18 protein-coding genes are annotated in these 19,967 nt (G+C 72.4%); 6 read left to right on the forward strand and 12 right to left on the reverse strand.

The features are described from left to right. Window positions 1-31: 31 nt before the first annotated feature. From ABD332_RS18220 to ABD332_RS18240, 5 genes are all read right to left on the reverse strand, one after another. Complete coding sequence (locus ABD332_RS18220; protein WP_344503137.1) at window positions 32-496, reverse strand: GNAT family N-acetyltransferase; 465 nt, start codon at window positions 494-496, stop codon at window positions 32-34. 5 nt (window positions 497-501) lie between these two features. Next, window positions 502-2,031, reverse strand: a complete 1,530-nt coding sequence (locus ABD332_RS18225; RefSeq protein WP_344503138.1) for a deoxyguanosinetriphosphate triphosphohydrolase family protein — start codon at window positions 2,029-2,031, stop codon at window positions 502-504. Beyond that, window positions 2,028-2,930, reverse strand: a complete 903-nt coding sequence (locus ABD332_RS18230) for a methyltransferase domain-containing protein (RefSeq protein ID WP_344503139.1) — start codon at window positions 2,928-2,930, stop codon at window positions 2,028-2,030. The genes ABD332_RS18225 and ABD332_RS18230 overlap by 4 nt, the downstream gene beginning before the upstream one ends. An 18-nt stretch (window positions 2,931-2,948) precedes the next feature. Next, a complete protein-coding gene (locus ABD332_RS18235; protein ID WP_344503140.1) occupies window positions 2,949-5,243 on the reverse strand; it encodes a hypothetical protein in 2,295 nt (764 codons plus the stop codon). Window positions 5,244-5,397: 154 nt separating this feature from the next. Continuing rightward, window positions 5,398-6,150 (reverse strand): TetR/AcrR family transcriptional regulator, encoded by a 753-nt coding sequence (locus ABD332_RS18240; protein WP_344503141.1) that lies wholly within the window; start codon window positions 6,148-6,150, stop codon window positions 5,398-5,400. 80 nt (window positions 6,151-6,230) lie between these two features. Between ABD332_RS18240 and ABD332_RS18245 the strand changes: the two genes are divergently transcribed. After that, window positions 6,231-7,184 (forward strand): ATP-binding cassette domain-containing protein, encoded by a 954-nt coding sequence (locus ABD332_RS18245; RefSeq protein ID WP_344503142.1) that lies wholly within the window; start codon window positions 6,231-6,233, stop codon window positions 7,182-7,184. Beyond that, on the forward strand, window positions 7,177-7,944 hold the full coding sequence (locus ABD332_RS18250) for an ABC transporter permease (protein WP_344503143.1): 768 nt from the start codon (window positions 7,177-7,179) through the stop codon (window positions 7,942-7,944). The genes ABD332_RS18245 and ABD332_RS18250 overlap by 8 nt, the downstream gene beginning before the upstream one ends. Here the strand turns inward: ABD332_RS18250 and ABD332_RS18255 are convergent. Next, the gene (locus ABD332_RS18255) at window positions 7,941-8,381 is read right to left on the reverse strand and encodes a hypothetical protein (protein WP_344503144.1); all 441 of its coding nucleotides are present in this window, start codon (window positions 8,379-8,381) and stop codon (window positions 7,941-7,943) included. The two genes, ABD332_RS18250 and ABD332_RS18255, sit on opposite strands and share 4 nt — an antisense overlap. A gap of 28 nt (window positions 8,382-8,409) precedes the next feature. After that, window positions 8,410-8,820 carry a peptide-methionine (R)-S-oxide reductase MsrB gene (gene msrB, locus ABD332_RS18260; RefSeq protein WP_344503145.1) on the reverse strand — a complete coding sequence of 137 codons (411 nt, stop codon included), beginning with the start codon at window positions 8,818-8,820 and terminating at the stop codon, window positions 8,410-8,412. A gap of 155 nt (window positions 8,821-8,975) precedes the next feature. On the opposite strand from msrB, the gene ABD332_RS18265 reads away from it, so the two are divergent. Together ABD332_RS18265 and ligD are read left to right on the forward strand one after the other, a co-directional pair. Beyond that, window positions 8,976-10,412 carry a hypothetical protein gene (locus ABD332_RS18265; RefSeq protein WP_344503146.1) on the forward strand — a complete coding sequence of 479 codons (1,437 nt, stop codon included), beginning with the start codon at window positions 8,976-8,978 and terminating at the stop codon, window positions 10,410-10,412. Window positions 10,413-10,460: 48 nt separating this feature from the next. Continuing rightward, window positions 10,461-11,477, forward strand: coding sequence for a non-homologous end-joining DNA ligase (ligD, locus tag ABD332_RS18270; RefSeq protein ID WP_344503147.1), 1,017 nt, complete (start codon window positions 10,461-10,463; stop codon window positions 11,475-11,477). Here the strand turns inward: ligD and ABD332_RS18275 are convergent, their stop codons facing one another. The 4 genes from ABD332_RS18275 to hemG form a co-directional block, all read right to left on the reverse strand. Then, on the reverse strand, window positions 11,478-13,028 hold the full coding sequence (locus ABD332_RS18275) for an alpha/beta hydrolase (protein WP_344503148.1): 1,551 nt from the start codon (window positions 13,026-13,028) through the stop codon (window positions 11,478-11,480). Continuing rightward, entirely contained in the window at window positions 13,025-14,143 is a 1,119-nt protein-coding gene (locus ABD332_RS18280; protein ID WP_344503149.1) for an ATP-dependent DNA ligase, read from the reverse strand. Before ABD332_RS18280 ends, ABD332_RS18275 begins: the two co-directional genes overlap by 4 nt. A 623-nt stretch (window positions 14,144-14,766) precedes the next feature. Beyond that, window positions 14,767-15,465, reverse strand: coding sequence for a hydrogen peroxide-dependent heme synthase (hemQ, locus tag ABD332_RS18285; protein ID WP_344503150.1), 699 nt, complete (start codon window positions 15,463-15,465; stop codon window positions 14,767-14,769). 4 nt (window positions 15,466-15,469) lie between these two features. Next, window positions 15,470-16,843, reverse strand: a complete 1,374-nt coding sequence (hemG, locus tag ABD332_RS18290) for a protoporphyrinogen oxidase (protein WP_344503151.1) — start codon at window positions 16,841-16,843, stop codon at window positions 15,470-15,472. Window positions 16,844-16,901: 58 nt separating this feature from the next. On the opposite strand from hemG, the gene ABD332_RS18295 reads away from it, so the two are divergent. After that, window positions 16,902-17,657, forward strand: a complete 756-nt coding sequence (locus tag ABD332_RS18295; protein ID WP_344503152.1) for an SDR family NAD(P)-dependent oxidoreductase — start codon at window positions 16,902-16,904, stop codon at window positions 17,655-17,657. A gap of 126 nt (window positions 17,658-17,783) precedes the next feature. Continuing rightward, window positions 17,784-18,929 carry a HEAT repeat domain-containing protein gene (locus ABD332_RS18300; RefSeq protein WP_344503153.1) on the forward strand — a complete coding sequence of 382 codons (1,146 nt, stop codon included), beginning with the start codon at window positions 17,784-17,786 and terminating at the stop codon, window positions 18,927-18,929. 6 nt (window positions 18,930-18,935) lie between these two features. Here the strand turns inward: ABD332_RS18300 and hemE are convergent, their stop codons facing one another. After that, a complete protein-coding gene (gene hemE / locus ABD332_RS18305; protein ID WP_344503154.1) occupies window positions 18,936-19,943 on the reverse strand; it encodes a uroporphyrinogen decarboxylase in 1,008 nt (335 codons plus the stop codon). Window positions 19,944-19,967: the final 24 nt, after the last annotated feature.

Raw genomic sequence — 19,967 nt, forward strand, 5'->3', positions numbered from 1 at the left:
AGTGACGTTGTCCACCTATTGATGCGTGTGTTTACGGAAGTGTCTTCGACATCTGCCGCGAAGTCGTCTCGAACCCCAACGATTCGTACAGGCGCAGCGCCCCCGGGTTGTGACCGAAGACGTTGAGGCCGACCCGGGTCACGCCGCGGGCGCGCAGTTCCTCTTCGGCGGCGAGCATCAGCGCCCGGCCGTGGCCGCGGCGGCGGTGCGCCTCCTCGACGGAGATCTCGTAGATCCACGCCTGCGCCCGGTCGGGCGTCGGCAGCCCGATCCACAGGTGCCCGACCACGTCGCCGTCCACGACGCCCGCGTAGAGCAGGTGCCCCTCGGTGGCGAGGCCGTCGGGCAGCCACGTCGCGAACTGCCGCTCGATCCGCGCCTCGACCTCGGCCGGGGAGCCGCGCCCCGCCTGCACCTCGTCGAGCGCATAGGCCGCCTTCAGCGCGGCGGTGAAGGACGTGAACTCGGACGGGGTGAGCGGGCGCAGCGTGAGCATGACGCTCACAATACGAAGGCGTCCGTCCACAGCTGCCGCGACCGCCCGGACAGCGCGTCGAGCAGCCCGACCGCCTGCCCGTCGGTGAGCGCCGCCACGAAGTCGACGATCGCCCGGCCGCGGGCCATCGCCATCCGGTCCAGATCCCCCGAGGCGAGACCGTAGTCGGCCGCGGTCAGGTCGCGGACCTCCGCATACGCCATGTCGACCAGGTCGTGCAGCCGCCGCGGCAGCCGCGCCGCCTCGTCGGGGTCGACCAGCCACGCGTGCAGCGCCTCGACGAGCGCGCTCAGCAGCCGGGCCTGCCCCCGCTGGTGCAGCGCCAGGTCGGGCCGCTCCAGGACGAACCGGTGGTGCACGAACTTCAGCACCTGTACCTCGTGCCACTGCGCGGTGCCGAGCGCGACGTGCCCGGCGCGCATCGGCGGGTCCGGGAGCACGTTGATGGCGTCGATGAGCCGCCGCGTCCAGCGGGCCGAGAAACGCGCGACGCCCTGCTCCGCCTCGATCGAGCCGTCGAACGGCGCCGCGAGCAGCCCGTCGACGAGCTCGTGCCGCACGTGCTCGACGGCCGCCCAGAACGCGTCGTCGTCGCTGATCCAGCCGTCCTTGCGGAACAGGTCGCGGCGCAGCAGCTCCACCGAGTGCCCCGGCCGGCGGGCGGAGCCACGGAGCTCGGCGAGGCTGAGGTCGGACGAGCGCAGCGCGGTCGCGTCGCGCTGCCACGCCATCAGCTCGGTGGCGACGGCGCCCTGCTGCAGGACCCCGACCCGGTGGAAGTCCTCGAGGTCGTGGATGGCGTAGGCGATGTCGTCGGCGGTGTCCATCACGGACGCCTCCGCGGTCTGCTGCCACTGCGCGAGCAGCCCGTCGAACGGCGCGCGGGCCTGGCGCAGGTCGGCGAGCTCGGTCACGTAGGCGCCGAACTTCAGCGACCCCGCCGAGGGGTCCTCCGGGTCCACCCCGGCACCACGAGGTGTCGGACGCATCAGGTGTACGTGTGGCGAAGGGTAGGTCCGCCGGGTCCACGGGTACTTCGCCATGGCCGCCCGGACCGCGGCGGTGAGGTCCAGCCCGACGGTCGAGCCGCTGATCTCGGTGCTCGTGACGATGCGGTACGACTGCGCGTTGCCCTCGAACCCGTCCGGCAGCCCCAGCCGCTGCCGGGCGAGCCGGTCCAGGACCCGCTCGCCGAGGTGCCCGAACGGCGGGTGCCCGAGGTCGTGCGCGAGCGCCGCCGCCTCCACGACGTCGGCGTCGCAGCCGCCGAGCTTGTCCAGCAGCGGCTGTGCCCCGCACTGGGGCGAGCACAGCCGCTCCACGATGCCGCGGGCGACGCTCGCGACCTTGAGGCTGTGGGTGAGCCGGTTGTGCACCAGCAGCCCCGACCCGCCCGGGCTGATCACCTGGGTGACGCCGCCGAGGCGGGCGAAGAACGGGGACGCGACGATCCGGTCCCGGTCCGCACGGAACGGGTTGCCGGTCAGGTCCCCGGAGGAGGGGCCCCGGCCGCCGAAAAGTCGCGACTCCCTCATGCCGGCTTGCGGACCTCGATGACGAAGCCGCTCGCGGTCACCGCGGCCGCCGGGTGGTGCGCCAGCAGCAGGTCGAGGAGCTTCAGCGGGGACAGGATCCAGGTGAGGGGCAGGATCGCCCGGTACAGCCGCATGCTGCCGAACGACAGCAGCATCGCCAGCCACTCCTGCAGCGTCCACAGCATGCCGGACGTGGGGCCGGCGCCGACCTTGACGCTGAGGACCTCGAACTGCGGGAACTGCTCGCGCAGCCCGACCTCGGTGTAGCGCTGGAAGTCGTACGGCGAGGCGTGGAACGGCTGCATGAACGGCACGAACACGAGCATCCGGCCGCCGGGGCGCAGCACGCGGTGCATCTCGGCGATGTGCGCCGCCGGGTCGGGCACGTGCTCCAGGACGGCGATGCTGATCCCGCCGGCGAGGCTGCCCTCGGCCAGCGGCAGGCGCCGCAGGTCGGTGACGATGTCGACGTTGGGGTAGGTGCCGCCGTCCATGCAGATGACCCGCTGGTCGCGGCGGTGCGTGCCGCAGCCGAAGTCGGCGACGAGGTCGTGCTCCAGGTTGAAGCTGCGCAGGAACGGCATGATCAGGTTGCGGTCCATGACCGGCGACAGCACCTTGATCGCCGTCGGGTACACCTTGTTGAACCGCTTCTTGACGTGCTCCTTGATCCGGTTCAGCGCGTCGGCGGTGAGCTCCTCGGAGTCGAACCCGCCGAACTTCAGCTGACCACTTCCGTTTTTCCAGAGGCGCTTGCCCGTGTGACCGCAGGCCGCGCAGGCGACGATCTCGCCGCCATCGAGCTGTAACGGTGCGTGACAGGCGGGGCAGGCGAGCACCTGTGCCAGGCGGGCCTGGCGGCCCGCGGCGGTCGGCTCCATCGCGGGGGCGTCAGTCACAGTGTCGTTCATCATCCCTCAGCGGATCTCGTAGACAGCGATCTTCCCTGCACGGTGCCTGAGCTGCGCGAACTCACCAAGCGACGGCGAGGCTGAGACTGCGGAGGGGTCCGAGGCCTCGAGGACGAACAGCCACCGCACACCATACTGGTCGCGCAGCTTGTCGATCGTCGCCGCCGACGGCGAAATGAACGCCGCGTCGTTGTCGGAGAGCAGCTGCTGGTTCCAGTACGGCACGACCACGTCGTTCACGCCGATCTCGGCGGCCACCTCATGGGCACGGCTCGTGAATCCCCAGCCTTCGATGAGGAAGCGGCGCTCACTGTACGCAGCGAAGGCGAAATGCCGGTTGTCGCACTGGGTGGGGTTCTCGCCGGCGAGGACGAAGCAGTGCGCGTTCGTGGCGACCAGGTCGTCGGGGCCGGAGTGGTCACGCAGCCACCGCCCGGCCTGCATCGTGCCCGCCGGGATGAACTGCTGGTACTGGTTGATGTCGCGCCAGCCGGTGTCCTCGGCCTGGCGGGTCGTCTCGTGCAGGTGCAGCGGCGTCGTGACCAGGCAGACGCCGGCCAGCAGGCTGACGACGACGGTGCCCTTGGCCGGGAAGGACGAGCGGATCACGAGCAGCACGGCGATGCCGAGCAGCCCGAACACCGCCGCATATGGCCAGACGAGGTAGAACGCGCTCTTGGCGGAGCTGCCGGCGCGAGCCGCCGTGGGGACCCACGTCTGGCCGAGCTGGTGGATCACGATCAGGCTCGCGGCGCCGACGGCGATCGCGCCGTACACCCAGGTCAGCATCCGCCGGGTGGGCACGCCGGACGGCGTGATCATCGCCAGGCCGACCACCGCCGCGAGCGACAGGTATGGGCGGCCGGAGACCATGAACCACCCCTCGGCGCCGCCCTCGTGCCCGAAGACGAACAGCGCGCCGATGCCGGACAGGCCGATCCCGAGCACCAGGACGACCGGCTCGGCTGGAATCTGCAGGTCGGGACGGCGGCGCCACACGAACCGCGTCAGCCCGACCAGGCCCGGCCAGATGCAGGCCCAGCAGGCGACCGTGATCGCCGCGACCAGCAGCAGCCGCAGCAGCCCGGCCTGGCCAGGCACCGCGAACTTGGCCGTGAAAGGCGCGCCGGAGATCTGGGCGAAGTGCAGCGGGTCGATCGCCAGGCCCTGCGCCGCCCCGCCGAACAGGACGAACTGCGCGAACAGCAGCGCGAGGAACGCGACGCCGGCGACGATCAGCGCGGGCGGGCGGACCTGGCGACGGACCAGCAGGCGCACCGCGATGACCAGGAGCACGCCGGCGAGCAGCATGGGCAGGAACGTCGCCTTGCCGCCGGTGATCGCCGCCATCAGCAGGGCCACCAGCAGCCAGCGCTTCCGGTTGCTCTCCGTGAGCACGTCCACCAGCACGAGCACGAGCGCGGCGAACAGAATCGCGCCGAACGTCTGTGTCGGGCTCGTCCACAGCTGGGCGCGCAGCGACGAGCCGTCCTCGTAGACGTTGGTGCCGTAGGCGGAGAACCACGTGTTCAGCGGCCACTGGTACGGCGTCGGGGTGAGCACGAAGAAGGTGATGACCACGGCGGCCGCCCCGCACCACCACTGGCCGGTGAGCCGCTTGCCGAGGACGGCCATCAACACCAGCAGCCCGAGGATCATCGGCAGCGGCGACAGGCGCAGCAGCAGGACCTCCGGCTCGATCCCGGTGATCCAGGAGGTGGAGGCCATCTCGGCGTAGACGAACCAGTGGTAGAGCACCGGCTGCTCCGGCAGCCACGGCGAGGCGAGCGGCATGTGGTGCTTGGCGTCACCGAGCAGCGCCAGGTGGAACGGGGAGTCGATGTCGGGGCTCAGCGAGCCGGGCTCGACCAGACCGTGCGTGCGGAAGAACCGGATGATGCTCCAGTAGAAGAGCACCAGCCCGCCGCCCGACAGGATCGCCGAGAACCAGAACGGCGTCTTCTCATCGGCGCGGTCGGTGCCACGCCAGTAGCGCCGCAGTTTCGGCACGAGCAGGAAGACCGCGATCGTCGCGACCGGCCATGCGGCCGTCAGCAGGGGCACGCCGATCCACCTGGCGGCGATGTAGGTCATCACCTCGCACGAGTAGCCGACGGCGAGACCCGCCGCGACGTCTTCGACGAGCCAGCCGGACCGGCCGCGGACCGCCCGCCAGAGCAGCATGCCCGGCAGTGCGATCCCGAGGGCGACGTAGCCGGCGAAGATCGCCGTCGTCCAGACCGGGACCCCGTAGAACCGCAGTCCGATGATGATCAGAACACCGAGCGTGACAGGCGGCACCCAGGCGGGCGGCCTTCGCCGGGCGCGGGCTGGCGAAGGTGTCGCCGACGTCGGCTGTTCCACGGTTACCGCCACATGCTCCGCCGTTCTCCCGAGATGACCGTCGCACATTATCAACGCTTACAGGGAGCACCCGTTTCGCGGCATCCTGCGGTCAGCAGGTGTCCCCGGCGCACCTTCGGTCGATCAGGGTCTGGATGCCGTCCATGACGCGCGCCAGGCCGAACTCGAAGTCGGTGTCCGGCGTCTCGTCGGGCACGTCGAGTATGCCGGTCGCGAGAAGCCTGCCGATCGCGGGGAACCGCTGGGGGTCGGCCAGCCTGCCGAGCAGCTGGCCATAGGTCAGCATCGCCTCGTCGGCGGTCGTCCCCGACGCCTGCGCCGCCGCGGTGATGTCGGCGGTCAGCAGCGCCCAGCTCCGGGTGATGCCGCTCACCGTCATGATCGTGGAGAGCTTCTCGTGCTCCTCGAGGGGCGTTTCCGCCAGCACCGCGAGGCCGTGGTCCATCCAGGCGACGTGGTTGGGCGTCAGCGGCGGCGAGGTGATCGGCACCCGCACCATCCACGGCTGGCGGCGCAGGATCTCCAGGTGCGCGCGGGCGAAGCGCAGCATCCCCTCCCGCCAGCCCTCGCCCGGCGGCATCGGCGGCGGGTGGCCGACCGCGGCGTCGACCATCAGGTCGAGCAGCTCGTTCTTCGCGGCGACGTAGCGGTACAGCGACATCGTGGCCGCACCGAGCTCGGCCGCCACCCGGCTCATCGACACCGCGCCGAGGCCCTCCGCCGCGGCCACCCGCACGCCCGCGGCGACGATCCGATCCAGCGTCAGCCCAGGTCGCGGCCCCTTGCCGGGCCGGGCGCGCAGGCCCCAGGCGACGGCCAGGCTCGAGGGCAGTTCCTTCTCCATTGACCCAGATCCTACTTCTGCGTATAACTTACGCAGTAGTGCGTACGACATACGCAGTAAACAATCTTGGAGCGTGCCTCATGACCCTCGCCGTCGAGGCGACCGGCCTCACGAAGTCGTACGGCAGGCTCGACGTCCTCACCGGCGTCGACCTGGCGGTGCCGGCCGGCACCGTGTTCTCCCTGCTCGGACCCAACGGCGCCGGCAAGACCACCACGGTGCGCATCCTCGCCACGCTCCTGCGCCCCGACGGCGGCCGGTGCCGCGTCGCCGGCTACGACGTGGTCCGCCAGCGCCGGCAGGTCCGCGCAGCGGTCAGCCTCACCGGGCAGTACGCGGCGGTCGACGAGCTGCAGACCGGCGCCGAGAACCTCCGCATGATGGGCAGGCTCAGCGGCCTCACCGCCGCCGCGGCCAGGAAGCGCGCCGGCGAGCTCCTCGAGCGCTTCGACCTGACCGCCGCCGCCGACCGGCGCGCCGGCACCTACTCCGGCGGCATGCGGCGCCGGCTCGACCTCGCCGCCGGCCTCGTCGGCACCCCGTCGGTGATCTTCCTCGACGAGCCGACCACCGGCCTGGACCTCACCAGCCGGCAGGCGATGTGGCAGGTGATCGCCGGCCTGGTCAGCACCGGCGTCACCGTCTTCCTCACCACGCAGTACCTGGAGGAGGCCGACCAGCTCGCCGACCGCATCGCCGTCGTCGACCACGGCCGGGTCGTCGCCTCAGGCACCCCGGCCGAGCTGAAGGCGCGCTTCGGCGACCAGCGCCTCGACCTGGAGATGGCGTCGCGCTCGTCCTGGGACACGGCGCTGGCCCACTTCGGCGCCCGGGTGGTGCAGCACGACGCCGGCCGCCTCACCGTCGGCGTCACCACCGACGGCAGCGCCGCGCACGTCCGCGCCGTCCTGGACGAGATCGACCCCCACGGCGCCGACGTGCTCCGGTTCTCGCTGCACAGCGCCACGCTCGACGACGTCTTCCTCGCCCTCACCTCTGCGTCCGCGTCAGTGAAGGAGCCCGCCAATGTCTAGCCTCGCCACCGCCCCGGTCCAGTGGCTGACCATGGGGGGCAGGTCGCTGCGTCTCGGCCGCCGCAACGTCGAGGCGCTCATCATGTCGCTGGTGCTGCCGGTGATGCTGATGGTCGTCTTCGTCTACCTGTTCGGCGGCGCCATCGACACCGGCACCGCCTACGTCACCTACGTCGTGCCCGGCGTCATGCTGCTCTGCGTCACGTTCGGCTCCGCCATGACCGCGGGCTCCGTCGCCAGCGACATGACCGGCGGCATCATCGACCGCCTCCGCTCCCTCGACGTCGGCGGCCCGGCCGTCCTCGCCGGCCACGTCGCCGCCAGCCTCGCCCGCAACGTGTTCTCCAGCGCGCTGGTCTTCGGCGTCGCGTTCGCGATCGGGTTCCGCCCGCACGCCTCCGCCGCGCAGTGGCTCGCCGCTCTTGGCGTGCTCGTGCTCACCATCGCCGCCGTGTCATGGCTGGCGGCGGCGCTCGGACTGCTCGCGTCCTCCCCCGAGGCGGCCGGCGGTTACACGTTCGGGATCACGTTCCTCCCGTACGCCAGCAGCGCCTTCGTCCCGATCGACACCATGCCCTCGTGGCTGCGCGGCTTCGCCGGCAACCAGCCCGTCACACCGATCACCGAGAGCCTGCGCGGCCTGCTGCTCGACCAGCCGGTCGGCTCCGCCCCGTGGAAGGCGGCCGCCTGGTGCGTGGCCATCATGGCCGTGTCGATGGCCGCGGCGGCCCTGCTCTTCCGCTCGAAGACCCGTGCCTAGCGGTTCATCCGGCAGTCGTGGGCGTCCTGGGCGTCGTCGACCTGGATCTCCAGGTGCTCGAACCGGTCGGCGCGCTCGGCCCTGAGCTGGACGGCGGAGTGCTCGCCGAAGTTCAGGAAGATGCGCTGGTCGTTGTGCTCGTCCTTCGCGACGATGGACCAGCTGCCGTCGCCGGTCAACGGCGGCACGTCCCCGTCGTCGTCCAGGACGAGACCCTCCGCGTGGTAGGTGCCGTCGTCGCGGATGCTGACCTTGCCGCCGCACTCGCTCGTCCACACCCCGGCCACCTGGTCCTGGGTGAACTGCGGGCGGCCCTTCTCGGGCAGGACGTCGTCGACCGAGGACGGGATGGCGTCGCAGCAGTTCAGGCAGCCGAGCAGCAGCGGCAAGGCCAGGATCGCCATGATCACCCTGGCCCACGTCGATCTTCGGGGCACGCGGTGATCATGGCAGATCGGTGAGTGTCTAGCTAGAAGCCGGATCCAGCCTGATCGATAGGCTGTTGACGCAGTGGCGGGTGTCCTTGTCCGTCATGCGCTCGCCGCGGAAGACGTGGCCCAGGTGGGAGTCGCACCTGGCGCAGCGGATCTCGGTGCGGACCATGCCCAGGCTGTCGTCCTCGATCTCCTTCACGGTGCCCGGGATGGCGTCGTCGAAGCTCGGCCAGCCGCAGTGCGAGTCGAACTTGGACGAGCTCTCGAAGAGCTGGGCGCCGCACGCCCGGCAGTTGTAGACACCGGCGGTCTTGGTGTTGACGTACTCGCCGGTCCAGGGTGCCTCGGTGCCCGCGCGGCGCAGGACCCGGAACTCCTCCGGGGACAGCCGCACGCGCCACTCGGCGTCGGTGGTGGGCAGGTCGACAAGTGGCTCGGTCATGCCTCAACGGTAGGCGGCCCCGCGCCGGACGACCATTACGGCCCGAGAACGTGACGCCCCCTGGCCCGCGACGTCTCCGCCCTCACCTCGTTGGACCGACGAAAGCCACGATTCGGACTTTTGTTACACAGCGGGCGAGTGGACGGGACAGGACGATGAGGTTGCTCTACACGGCGGTTGCGGTCGGCGCGGCAGGCGCGGCGGGCATCACGCCGCTGGCCACCGCGGCGCACGCCGCGTCCTCGGCCACCGAGATGCGCGTCGACGGCTGCGGCACGTCGTGGAGCGGCACCCTCGAGCTGTGCGGCGAGACCTCCCACCCGGGCAGCGGCCCCGCCGGCTACGGGCCGGGCGACACCCGCGACTGGCGGTACGACGCCCCCACCCACGCCGGCACCGGCGGCCCCCTCTACGCGGGCCACTCCACCGGCGGCGATGACGACGGTCCCGGCTGCGGCTGCGACCACGGCAACGGCGGCCACGGCCAGGCCGGCTCGGCCAGCGGCGGCTACGGCAACAGCAGCCACGGCCAGGGCGGGCACGGCAACGGCGGCGGCTACGGCTACGGCAACGGCGGCTCGGCCGGCGGCTACGGACACGGCGGCCACGGTCAGGGCGGGCACGGTCAGGGCGGGCACAGCTCCGGCGACGGCTACGGCGGTTCGGCTGGCGGTGGCTACGGAAGCGGCGGCCACAGTCAGGGCGGCGGGCACCACGGCACCGGCGGGCATGGTTCCGGCAACGGCGGGCACAGTTCCGGCGGCGGTTACGGCAACGGCTACAGCGGCTCGACCAACGGCGGCGGCCACAGCCACGCCGGGCACGGTGGCAGCAACGGCAACGGCGGGCACGGTGGCGGCAACGGCAACGGCGGGCACGGTGGCGGCAACGGCAACGGCGGGGGTAATGCCGGTCACGGCGGCGGGCATCACGGCGGCGGCAATGGCTCCGGCAACGGCGGCCAGGGCAACGGCGGCGGTGGGTACGGCGGCGGACCCGGCGGCTCGCACAACGGCGGCGGCAACGGGACTGGATCGGGCGGGCCGAGCACGCCCGGCGGTGGCGGCAACGGCAACGGCGGCGGCAACGGCAACGGTGGCAACACGCCTGGCGGTGGCGGCGGTACACCCGGCGGTGGCGGAACCACGCCTGGCGGTGGCGGCACGCCCGGCGGTGGGACGACCCCCGGCGGGGCGACGCCCGGTGGTGGCGGGGGCAACGCCAACGGCGGCACGACCCCGGGCGGCGGGGGTGGCAACGCCAACGGCGGCACCACACCCGGCGGCGGGGGCGTCACCACGCCCGGCGGCACCGGATCGGGCAGCGGCAGCGCAGCGGGCTCGGGTGTGGGCACGTCCGCCGGCACGCTGCCGGTGACCGGCACGTCGTCGATGATGACGACGATCGGGTTCGCGTTCATCATCGGCGGGGCCGGCATCCTGTACTTCACCAGGCTGGGCGACCGGGGCGAGGACACCGCCCAGGAGCAGGAGCCGACGCGCAGGACGCCGGCGAACCGCGGCCGCGCGGGCCGGGCAGCGGCGCCGATGCCGCGGCGCAGGCCCAGCCCTCAGACGACCCGCAGGCCGTGACCGCGAGGCTACCCGCACGACAGAGCCGCGGCGCGTAGGGTGCTTGGCATGGCCGATGCGCTGGAGATCGAGGTCGCTGGGCGGCCGGTGCGGCTGACCAGTCCCGACAGGGTCATGTTCCCGGAGCGCGGCTTCACCAAGCGCGACGTGTTCGAGTACTACGTGGCCGTCGGCGACGGGATCATGCGGGCGCTGGGCAACCGCCCGACGACGTTGCAGCGGTTCCCCGAGGGGATCGGCGGCGAGATGTTCTTCCAGAAGCGAGTCCCCGCCCGGGGCGTGCCGCCGTGGCTCGAGACGGCGCAGATCGCGTTCCCCAGCGGGCGCAAGGCCGACGAGCTGTGCCCCGCCGACCTCGCGCACGTGGCGTGGGCGGCGCAGATGGGCACGATCGTGTTCCACCCGTGGCCGGTGCGCAAGGCACACGTCGACCACCCCGACGAGCTGCGCATCGACCTGGACCCGCAGCCGGGCACCGACTTCGCCGACGCGGCCGTCGTGGCGGGCGAGCTCAAGGCCGTCCTCGACGAGCTCGGCTGGAAGGGCTGGCCGAAGACCAGCGGTGGGCGCGGTGTCCACGTGTACGTGCGGATCGAGCCGAAGTGGACGTTCGTCGAGGCGCGCCGGGCGGTGATCGCCCTGGCGCGCGAGGTGGAGCGGCGCCGGCCCGACCTCGTGACCACCAAGTGGTGGAAGGAGGAGCGGGGCGCGCGGGTGTTCGTCGACTTCAACCAGATGGCCCGCGACCGGACGATCGCGTGCGCGTACTCGCTGCGCGCCAACGCCCGGGCCACCGCGTCGACGCCGCTGCGCTGGGAGGAGCTGCCGGACGTCGAGCCCGACGACTTCGACCTGCGGACGGTGCCGGAGCGGATCACGAAGCTCGGCGACGCCCACGCCGGCATCGACGAGTCGCCCCACGACATCACCCCGCTGCTGGAGTGGGCCGAGCGTGACGCGGCGAACGGCGAGGGCGACATGCCGTACCCGCCGGAGTACCCGAAGATGCCCGGCGAGCCGATGCGGGTCCAGCCGAGCCGGGCCCGCAACAACGTGGAGCAGTAGCTACTTCTCGCAGGTGAGCTCGGCCGGCGGGACGCGCAGGTCGATCAGGTACCGGTTGACGGCGTCGATCACGCAGCCGGTCTTCGGGTAGGCGGTGTGGCCCTCGCCCTTCCACGTGATCAGCGTGCCGACGCCCAGCATCTTCGCCAGCGCCGGCGCCTGCTCGTACGGGGTGGCCGGGTCGCCGAGCGTGCCGATGACGACGATCGGCGCCGAGCCGGTCGCCGCGCCCGTCGGGTACGGGTCGCGCTTGCCGGGCCATTGCGCGCAGATCAGGTTGAGTGCGAGCGCCCCGCCGAACAGCGGGTACTTCTGCCGCCACTGCGGCTGCAACGCCCTGGCCTGCTCTACCGTCGGGGTGTCGTCGCTGTCCGCGCACCCGACGGCGGCGTTGGCGTCGAACATGTTGGTGTACTTGCCCTCCGGGTCGCGCTCCGCGTACGAGTCGGCGAGCTGGAACATCTTCTCCGGCTTGCCGTTGCGCAGGTCCTGCATCGCCTGCGCGAGGACCCGCCAGCCGGACTCGCTGTACAGCGACGACACCACCGCGGTGAAGACCCAGCCGGCGGTCGCGTTGCGCCCCTTGCCCGGCACGGGGCTGGTCCGGGCGTCCGCGATTGCCTTCGTGACCACGGCCCGCGGGTCGGGCCCGATCGGGCAGGCGGTCACGTTGGCCTTGCACCAGGTGGTGAAGTTGTCGAAGGCGTGCTCGAACCCGGCGGCCTGCTTCTCCGCGGAGTCCTGCATCGACAGCGTCGGGTCGACCGCCCCGTCGAGCACGAACGCGCGCACGTTCTTCGGGAACAGCTGCGCGTAGACGGCGCCGAGCAGGGTGCCGTAGCTGTAGCCGAGGTACGTCATCTGCTGCTCGCCGACCGCCGCCCGCAGCGCGTCCATGTCCCGGGCGGTCTGCTCGGTGGAGTAGTAGCGCAGCTTGTCGCCGTACTTGTCGCCGCAGCTCTGCGCGAGCTTGCGGGTCAGCGCGACCGACTCACCGAACGTCGCGTCGGTCTGCGGGTCGGGGTCGATGCCGAAGTTGGCGTCCAGGTCGGCGTCGGAGAAGCACTTCACCGGCGACGACCTGCCGATGCCGCGCGGATCGAAGCCGATCACGTCGAAGCGGCGGACGACCTCGGCCGGCAGGTACACCGACCGGTAGACGGCATACTCGACGCCCGACGCCCCCGGCCCGCCCGGGTTGATGAACAGCGACCCCACCCGGTCCCGCTGCGTCGTCGACCGGCCGCGGACCATCGCGACGTCGAACGTGCCGGAGCCTTCGGGGTTGTGCCAGTCCTGCGGGACCTTGACCGTGGCGCAGTCGTACTTCACGTTCTGCGGCGGGCTGGAGAAGATCCCCTTGTAGACGTCGGGGCACGGCTTCCACTGCGCCGGCTCGACCTTCACGCCGGACGAGGTCGTGGGCGCGGCCGCCGGCCGGTCCAGCCGCCGCGCCTCCTGCGACGGGTCCGTGGGAAGGCTGCCGCACCCGCCGAGCAGCGCCGTGACCAGCAGGACCGCGAGTGAACGTCGTGCGACGCGAGCGCTCAAGGCCGCCCTGCCAGCACGGACTCCACGTCGAAGCGGATGGGCCGGTCGAGCTGCTCATACGTGCACGAGTGCGGCTCGCGGTCGGGCCGCCAGCGCTTGAACTGGGCGGTGTGCCGGAAGCGGTCGCCCTCCATCGCGTCGTAGCCGACCTCGACGACGAGCTCCGGCCGCAGCGGCACGAACGACAGGTCCTTCTTTCCGGTCCAGCGGCTCACACCGCCCGGGAGCCTGGTCGCGGCGTCGCCGGCCGGCACCGACTCGAGGCTCGCGGCGGCGGCGCCGGGCATCTGGCCCGCCCAGTTCCACGGGTGGTCGACGACGCCCTCCCGGTACGCCTCGAGCTCCTCGACCAGCTCGGCCCGGCGCTCCCGGGTGAACGACGCGGCCACCCCGACGTGGTGCAGGCGGCCCTCCTCGTCATACAGCCCGAGCAGCAGCGACCCGACGATCGGCCCGTCCTTGTGCCACCGGAACCCAGCCACGACGGCGTCGGCCGTGCGCGCGTGCTTGATCTTGAACATGCTGCGCTTGCCTGGCTCGTAGGCACCCCCGGCCGGCTTCGCGATCACTCCGTCGAGCCCGGCGCCCTCGAAGCGCGCGAACCAGTCCCGCGCCACCTCGATGTCCGTCGTCACCGGCGTCACGTGCACCGGCGCCACGACGCCCGACAGCGCCTCGACCAGCCTGGCGCGTCGCTGCGCGTAACCCACCTCGACCAGCGCCTCGTCCCCGACCGCGAGCAGGTCGAACGCGACGAACGACGCCGGCGTCTGCTCCGCCAGCAGGTTGACCCGCGACGCCGCCGGATGGATCCGCTGCCCGAGCAGCTCGAAGTCGAGCTTCGGCTCGCCTTCCCCACGCCGGATCACGATGATCTCGCCGTCGACGACGCAGCGCTCCGGCAGCTGCGCCAGGACCTGCTTGACGACCTCGGGGAAGTAACGTGTCAGCGTCTTGCCGCCCCGGCTGGCGAGCTCGACCTCGTCACCGTCGCGGAACACGATGCAGCGGAACCCGTCCCACTTCGGCTCGTAGCTCATCCCCTCCGCGCTCGGCAGGCTGGGAATACTCTTGGCCAGCATCGGCTCGACGGGAGGCATCACCGGCAGATCCACCCTGCCACACTAGCTGTTTCCGGCCCCGGGCATGCCCCAGCCGCTCCCCCATGATCCGCCAGCCTCCCGCCCCCACACCGCCTCCGGGACACACAAGCCCTTCCGGATCACGCGACGGCATCTCGAAGGACGTGGGAACGGTGCGGACGCCGCCAACGCCGTGGCACACCCCGGCCACACTCCCCCAGCTGCCGACCTCCCACACCCAACGCCGCATCCCGACGCACAACACGAGGTCTTCCGGATCACGCGACCACCACCCCACGCCCCGCCCCGCAGACGCACAACACGAGGTCTTCCGGATCACGCGACCACCGCCGACGTTGCGCACCCGACGGCGCACCGCAGACCCACGAAACACAAAGTCTTCCGGATCACGCGACGGGAGTTACGCGACCACTGCCGACATTGCGCACCCGGCGGCGCACCGCGGACACAAGAGCACAGGGTCTTCCGGATCACGCGACCACCACCCCACGCCGCACCCAGCCGCGGACCGCAGACGCGCTAGCGCAAGGTCGTCTGAAGTCGCGCGGTCATCGCTCGGCGGCGCGCACGCGGCGGCGCGCCGCGGCCCGGGCACAGGGCTTCCGGGTCGCGCGGCGGCCGTCCCCCCGGGTGGGTTACGGCAGGTTGGCGACCAGGTCGGCGATGTCCCGGCGGCGGCCGGTGTAGAAGGGGACCTCCTCGCGGACGTGTCGCCGGGCGGTCGAGGCGCGCAGGTCCCGCATCAGGTCGACGATCCGGTGCAGGTCGTCCGCCTCGAAGGCGAGCATCCACTCGTAGTCGCCGAGCGCGAAGCTGGCCACCGTGTTGGCGCGGACGTCGGCATACCCGCGGGCCATCTTGCCGTGCTCGGCGAGCATGGCGCGGCGCTCCTCGTCGGGCAGGAGATACCACTCATACGACCGGACGAACGGATACACGCAGACCCAGGCCCGGGCCTCCTCGTCGGCGAGGAACGCCGGGATGTGGCTCTTGTTGAACTCCGCGGGCCGGTGCAGCGCCATCTGCGACCAGACGGGCGCGAGGTGGGCGCCGAGGGCCGTGCGGCGCAGCGCGGCATACGCCTCCTGCAGCGCCTCGGCGCTCGGGGCGTGCCACCAGATCATGAGGTCGGCGTCGGCCCGCAGCCCCGCCACGTCATAGGTGCCGCGGACCACGACGTCCTTCGCGGCCAGGTCGGCGAGGAACCCGGCCGCCTCCGCGGCGACCTCGGCGCGGGCCGACGGGTCGAGCGGGGTCTTCGCCTGGAACACCGACCACATCGTGTAGCGGATCGAGTCGTTCAGCTCGCGGATGCGCGCGGCGTTGGTGGTCATGTCCCTATCCTTCCAGTGCCTCGAGCAGGGCGTCGGCAGCAGTCCGCCCCGACGTGACGCAGGCCGGGATCCCGACGCCGTCATAGGCGGCGCCGGCGACCGTGAGCGGCGGATGTCCGGGTGCGGTGCTGTGGGCCGTCAGCTCCGCCCGCAGCTGCCCGACCCGGTCGCGATGATGCGGCGCGTACTGCGGAAGCGCCCCTCCCCACCGGAACACCGCCGCGTCCACGGGGTCGGGCAGCCGGTCGGCGCCGATCAGCCGGGCCACCTCGGCACGGACCAGGTCGAGCAGATCGGCGTCGGAGCGCTGGAGCTGCGCCTCGTCGCCGGCCCGGCCGACGGAGGCGCGGACGATGGTGAGCCCGGACCGCCGCAGGTGCGACCACTTCTGGTCGAAGAACGTCACCGCCTTGACCGCGAACCCCTCCGTCGCCGGCACCAGCAGCCCCGACAGCTCGGGCAGCTTCGTGGCCGGCAGCGCCAGCGCGACGAGCCCGACGCTGGCATAGTCCAGCGGCACGCCGCGCAGGCCGGCGGTGGACAGCAGGCGCGCCGCGGGGGTGGCGGGCACGGCGAGGACGACGGCGTCGGCCGCCAGCGTGGACGGCGAGTGGGTCGAGCCGATGGTGAGCCGCCACCGGGAGCCGTCCCGGCGCAGGTCCCGCACGGGAAGGCCGAGCCGGACGTCGGGCAGGGTGGCGGCGACCGCGTCGACCAGCCGGCTCATGCCGCCGCGGATCGCGCTGAACACCGGCGCGCCGGGCGTGCTCCGCCGGGCGGCCAGGGCGGCCCTGACCGCCCCGGTGAGGGTGTCGGAGCGCTCCGCGGCGTCGGCCAGGGCGGGCAGCGCCATCCGCAGGGACAGGTGGTCGGCGCGGCCGGCATAGACGCCGCCGAGGAGGGGCTCGACGAACCTGTCGACGACGAGGTCGCCGCGGCGGGGGCGGACCAGGGCGCCGACGGTGACGTCCTCGCCTGGTCGCAGGAGGGGCGCGGCGGCGGGGCGCTCGGGTGGGTCGGTGTCGACGGGGATGCCCATCAGGGTGCCGGGCGGCAGGTCGTGGAGGGTGCCGCCGGCGGCGACCGCGGCCTTGGAGGTGGCGGGGTGCACGATGGCGTCGCCGAGGCCGACCTGCTCGGCCAGGCGGACGGCGGCGCTCGGGCCGCCGGCCGGGTCGCCGGACAGGAACGACTCGGCGCCGCGCTCGACCGGGCCGCCGGCCAGCTCGACGGTGCGCAGCTTGCCACCCGGCCGGTCGCTCTGGTCGATCAGGATCACGTCGAGGTGCGGGGCCCGCTCGCGCAGCCGGTGCGCCGCGGCCAGGCCGGCGATGCCGCCGCCGATCACCACGACCCGCCGCCGCGCTCCCTCGGTCACGCCCTCGCCCCCCGATCAGGTGCCGCCCCGCTCATGTCCCCGAGTCTATGGTCGGCGTATGACAGAAACGCGAGTGGCAGTCGTCACGGGTGCGGCGCAGGGCATCGGGCGGAAGACCGCTGAGTTGCTGGCTGAGGAGGGGTACCAGCTGGCGGTCATCGACACGAGGGCGGCGGACCTCGACGGACTGATGTTCGAAGGGGACGTGTCGGACGAGGCGACCGTGGCGCGGTTCGTGGCCGAGGTCGAGTCGGTGTACGGGGGCTGCGACGTCCTCGTGAACAACGCCGGCATCGCGTCGATCGCGCCGGCCGAGGAGACCGACGCGGCGCAGTGGCGGCGGGTCCTGGACGTGAACCTGACCGGCCCGTTCCTGCTGTGCAAGGCGTTCGGGCGGCGGATGCTCGTGCGCGGCTCGGGGTCGATCGTCAACGTGGCCTCGGTCGCCGGGCTGATGGGTGTGGCCGACCGGGTGGCGTACAACTCGAGCAAACACGGCCTGATCGGCATGACGCGCACGCTCGCGGTGGAATGGGGCGGGCGTGGCGTCCGGGTCAACGCCGTCTGCCCCGGCTGGGTGAAGACGGAGATGGACGACGAGTCGCAGGCGTCGGGGGCGTACGCGGACACCGACATCACCGAGCACGTGCCGATGGCACGGTTCGCGCAGCCCGGGGACATCGCCAAGGCGGTGGCGTTCCTCGCGGACCCGGAGCGGTCCGGGTTTGTCAACGGCGCCGCGCTCTCCGTCGACGGCGGGTGGGCGGTGGACGGCTCGTGGCAGTCGCTGCGACTGGACAGCCGGGGACGGTGAGCCCTGGGACGTACACCCGAAGTGCGTCGATATGTCGTCGGGTCGGGCGATTCTGACCAGCGAGATGTCCATCTGTGGGACGAACCCCTCTGGAAGATCTCGCCGGAGGCGAGCACACTCTCTCGGATGAGCGACCTCGCGTCCTCCCGACCGTCCCCGGACGAGCCGAGCGACCGCGCGCCGGCCCCCGGCGGTGGCCACACGCCCTGGTCCGCCGAACCGTGGACCGCCGAGCCCTGGACCACCGACCCGTGGCAGATCGGCACCGGCCAGCTCGAATCGGGCAACGGCGGCTCGGACCCGCTCGCCGACGTCATCGCCGACCTGGCCGACCACCTGGCCGACCCCACCGACCCCACCGACCCGGCCGACCCGGCCGTGGCCGCCGCGGCGGCGGCAGCGGCGGGCGCCGCGCGGGCGGTGCCGGTCGACGACGTGGAGCCGACCGCGAGGACGATCTCGGCGCTGCTGGCGGACACGACGACGACGCCGGCCGAGCTCGCCGACGCGGTCGCCTGGTGCTACGACGACGAGGCGCTGCCTCTGCTGCTGCCGCTGATCCACCACGCGGACGCACGGGTGCGGCGGGCGGTCGCGCAGGCGTTGCCGAGCGTCCTGGGTGAGGCACCGCCCGACGACACCGTGCGGGCGCTGCTGGTACTGAGCAACGACCCGGACGACGACGTGCGCGACTGGGCGTGTTTCGCGCTCGGCACCCAGCTGTCGGAGGTCGACGCCCCGGTGCTGCGCGACGCGCTGGTCGTGCGGCTCGACGACCCGCACGACGACACCAGGTGCGAGGCGCTGCTGGGCCTGGCCCGGCGCCGCGACGAGCGGATCCTGCCGGTGCTGCAGGAGCGGCTCGCCCGCGACAACGTGTTCTCGCTGGAGATCGACGCCGCCGGCGCGCTCGGGCACCCGTCGCTGCACACGCTGGTCCGCGGGCACCTGTCGGGCTGGGACGACGACGTGGTCGCGCGGGTGTGCGCGGCGCTGCGGCTGACGGACCCCGACGGCGTCGGCGACGACCTGCTCGACGGGCTGGCCGAGTGGTTCACCTGCGGCGCCCCGCACGCCAGCGACGAGGACCGCTACTGGTGGTCGGTGACGCTCCAGCTGCTGGAGCACGCCGAGTACCGGGCGCCGGAGATCGCCGAGCAGGTGCACGCCCGGCTCGCCGGCGAGGCCCGCGCCACGTCGCTGATGCTCGGCTCGCGACTGGCCCAGCTCGCCGGCGACCACGGCTGGTGGCGCTGGAGCCCGACGTATTAGGACGTACTAGAGGGAATGCACGAGTGAGACGACCCTGGTCAGCACGTCCGGGTCGGTCTCGGGCATGACGCCGTGCCCGAGGTTGAAGATGTGTCCCGGCGCCTTGCGGCCCTCGGCGACCACCCGGCGCACCTCGGCCTCCACGACCTCCCACGGCGCGAACAGCACGCACGGGTCGAGGTTGCCCTGCAGGGCCTTGCCCGGCACCCGGCCCGCGGCCACGTCCAGCGGCGTGCGCCAGTCCACCCCGACCACGTCGGCGCCGGCCTCCGCCATGGCGGGCAGGAGCTCACCGGTACCGACGCCGAAATGGATCTTCGGGATGCCGGCGATCCCGTCAAGGACGCGACGGGAGTGCGGCAGGACGAAGCGCCGGTAGTCGGCCTCCGACAGCGCCCCGGCCCACGAGTCGAAGAGCTGCACCGCGTGCACGCCCGCCTCGGCCTGCACCTGGAGGAACGTGAGGGTGATGTCGGCGAGCCGCGCGCACAGGGCGTGCCAGACGTCGGGCGCCCCGTACATGAGGGCCTTCGTCTTCACGTGGTGCCGTGACGGCCCGCCCTCCACGAGGTAGCTGGCGAGCGTGAACGGCGCCCCGGCGAAACCGATCAGCGCGGTCTCGCCCAGCTCGGCGAGCAGCAGCCGGATCGACTCGGCGACGAACCCGACCGCCTGAGGGTCCAGCGCGGGCAGCGAGTCGACGTCGGCCATCGTGGCGACGGGTGAGGCGACGACGGGGCCGGTGCCGGCGACGATGTCCAGGTCGACGCCGGCGGCCTGGAGCGGCACGACGATGTCGCTGAAGAGGATCGCGGCGTCGACGTTGTGGCGGCGGACCGGCTGGAGGGTGATCTCGCAGACCAGGTCTGGGCGGCGGCACGACTCGAGCATGCCGATGCCGGCGCGCACCGCGCGGTACTCAGGCAGGGATCGGCCGGCCTGGCGCATGAACCAGACGGGCGGGTGCGGCACCGCCTGCCCGCGGGCGGCGAGTCTCAGCAAATTGTCAGTCATAGCGAGGTCATCGTTTCACTGCGT

It is taken from the genome of Dactylosporangium maewongense, assembly GCF_039531485.1.
Lineage (GTDB): Bacteria > Actinomycetota > Actinomycetes > Mycobacteriales > Micromonosporaceae > Dactylosporangium > Dactylosporangium maewongense.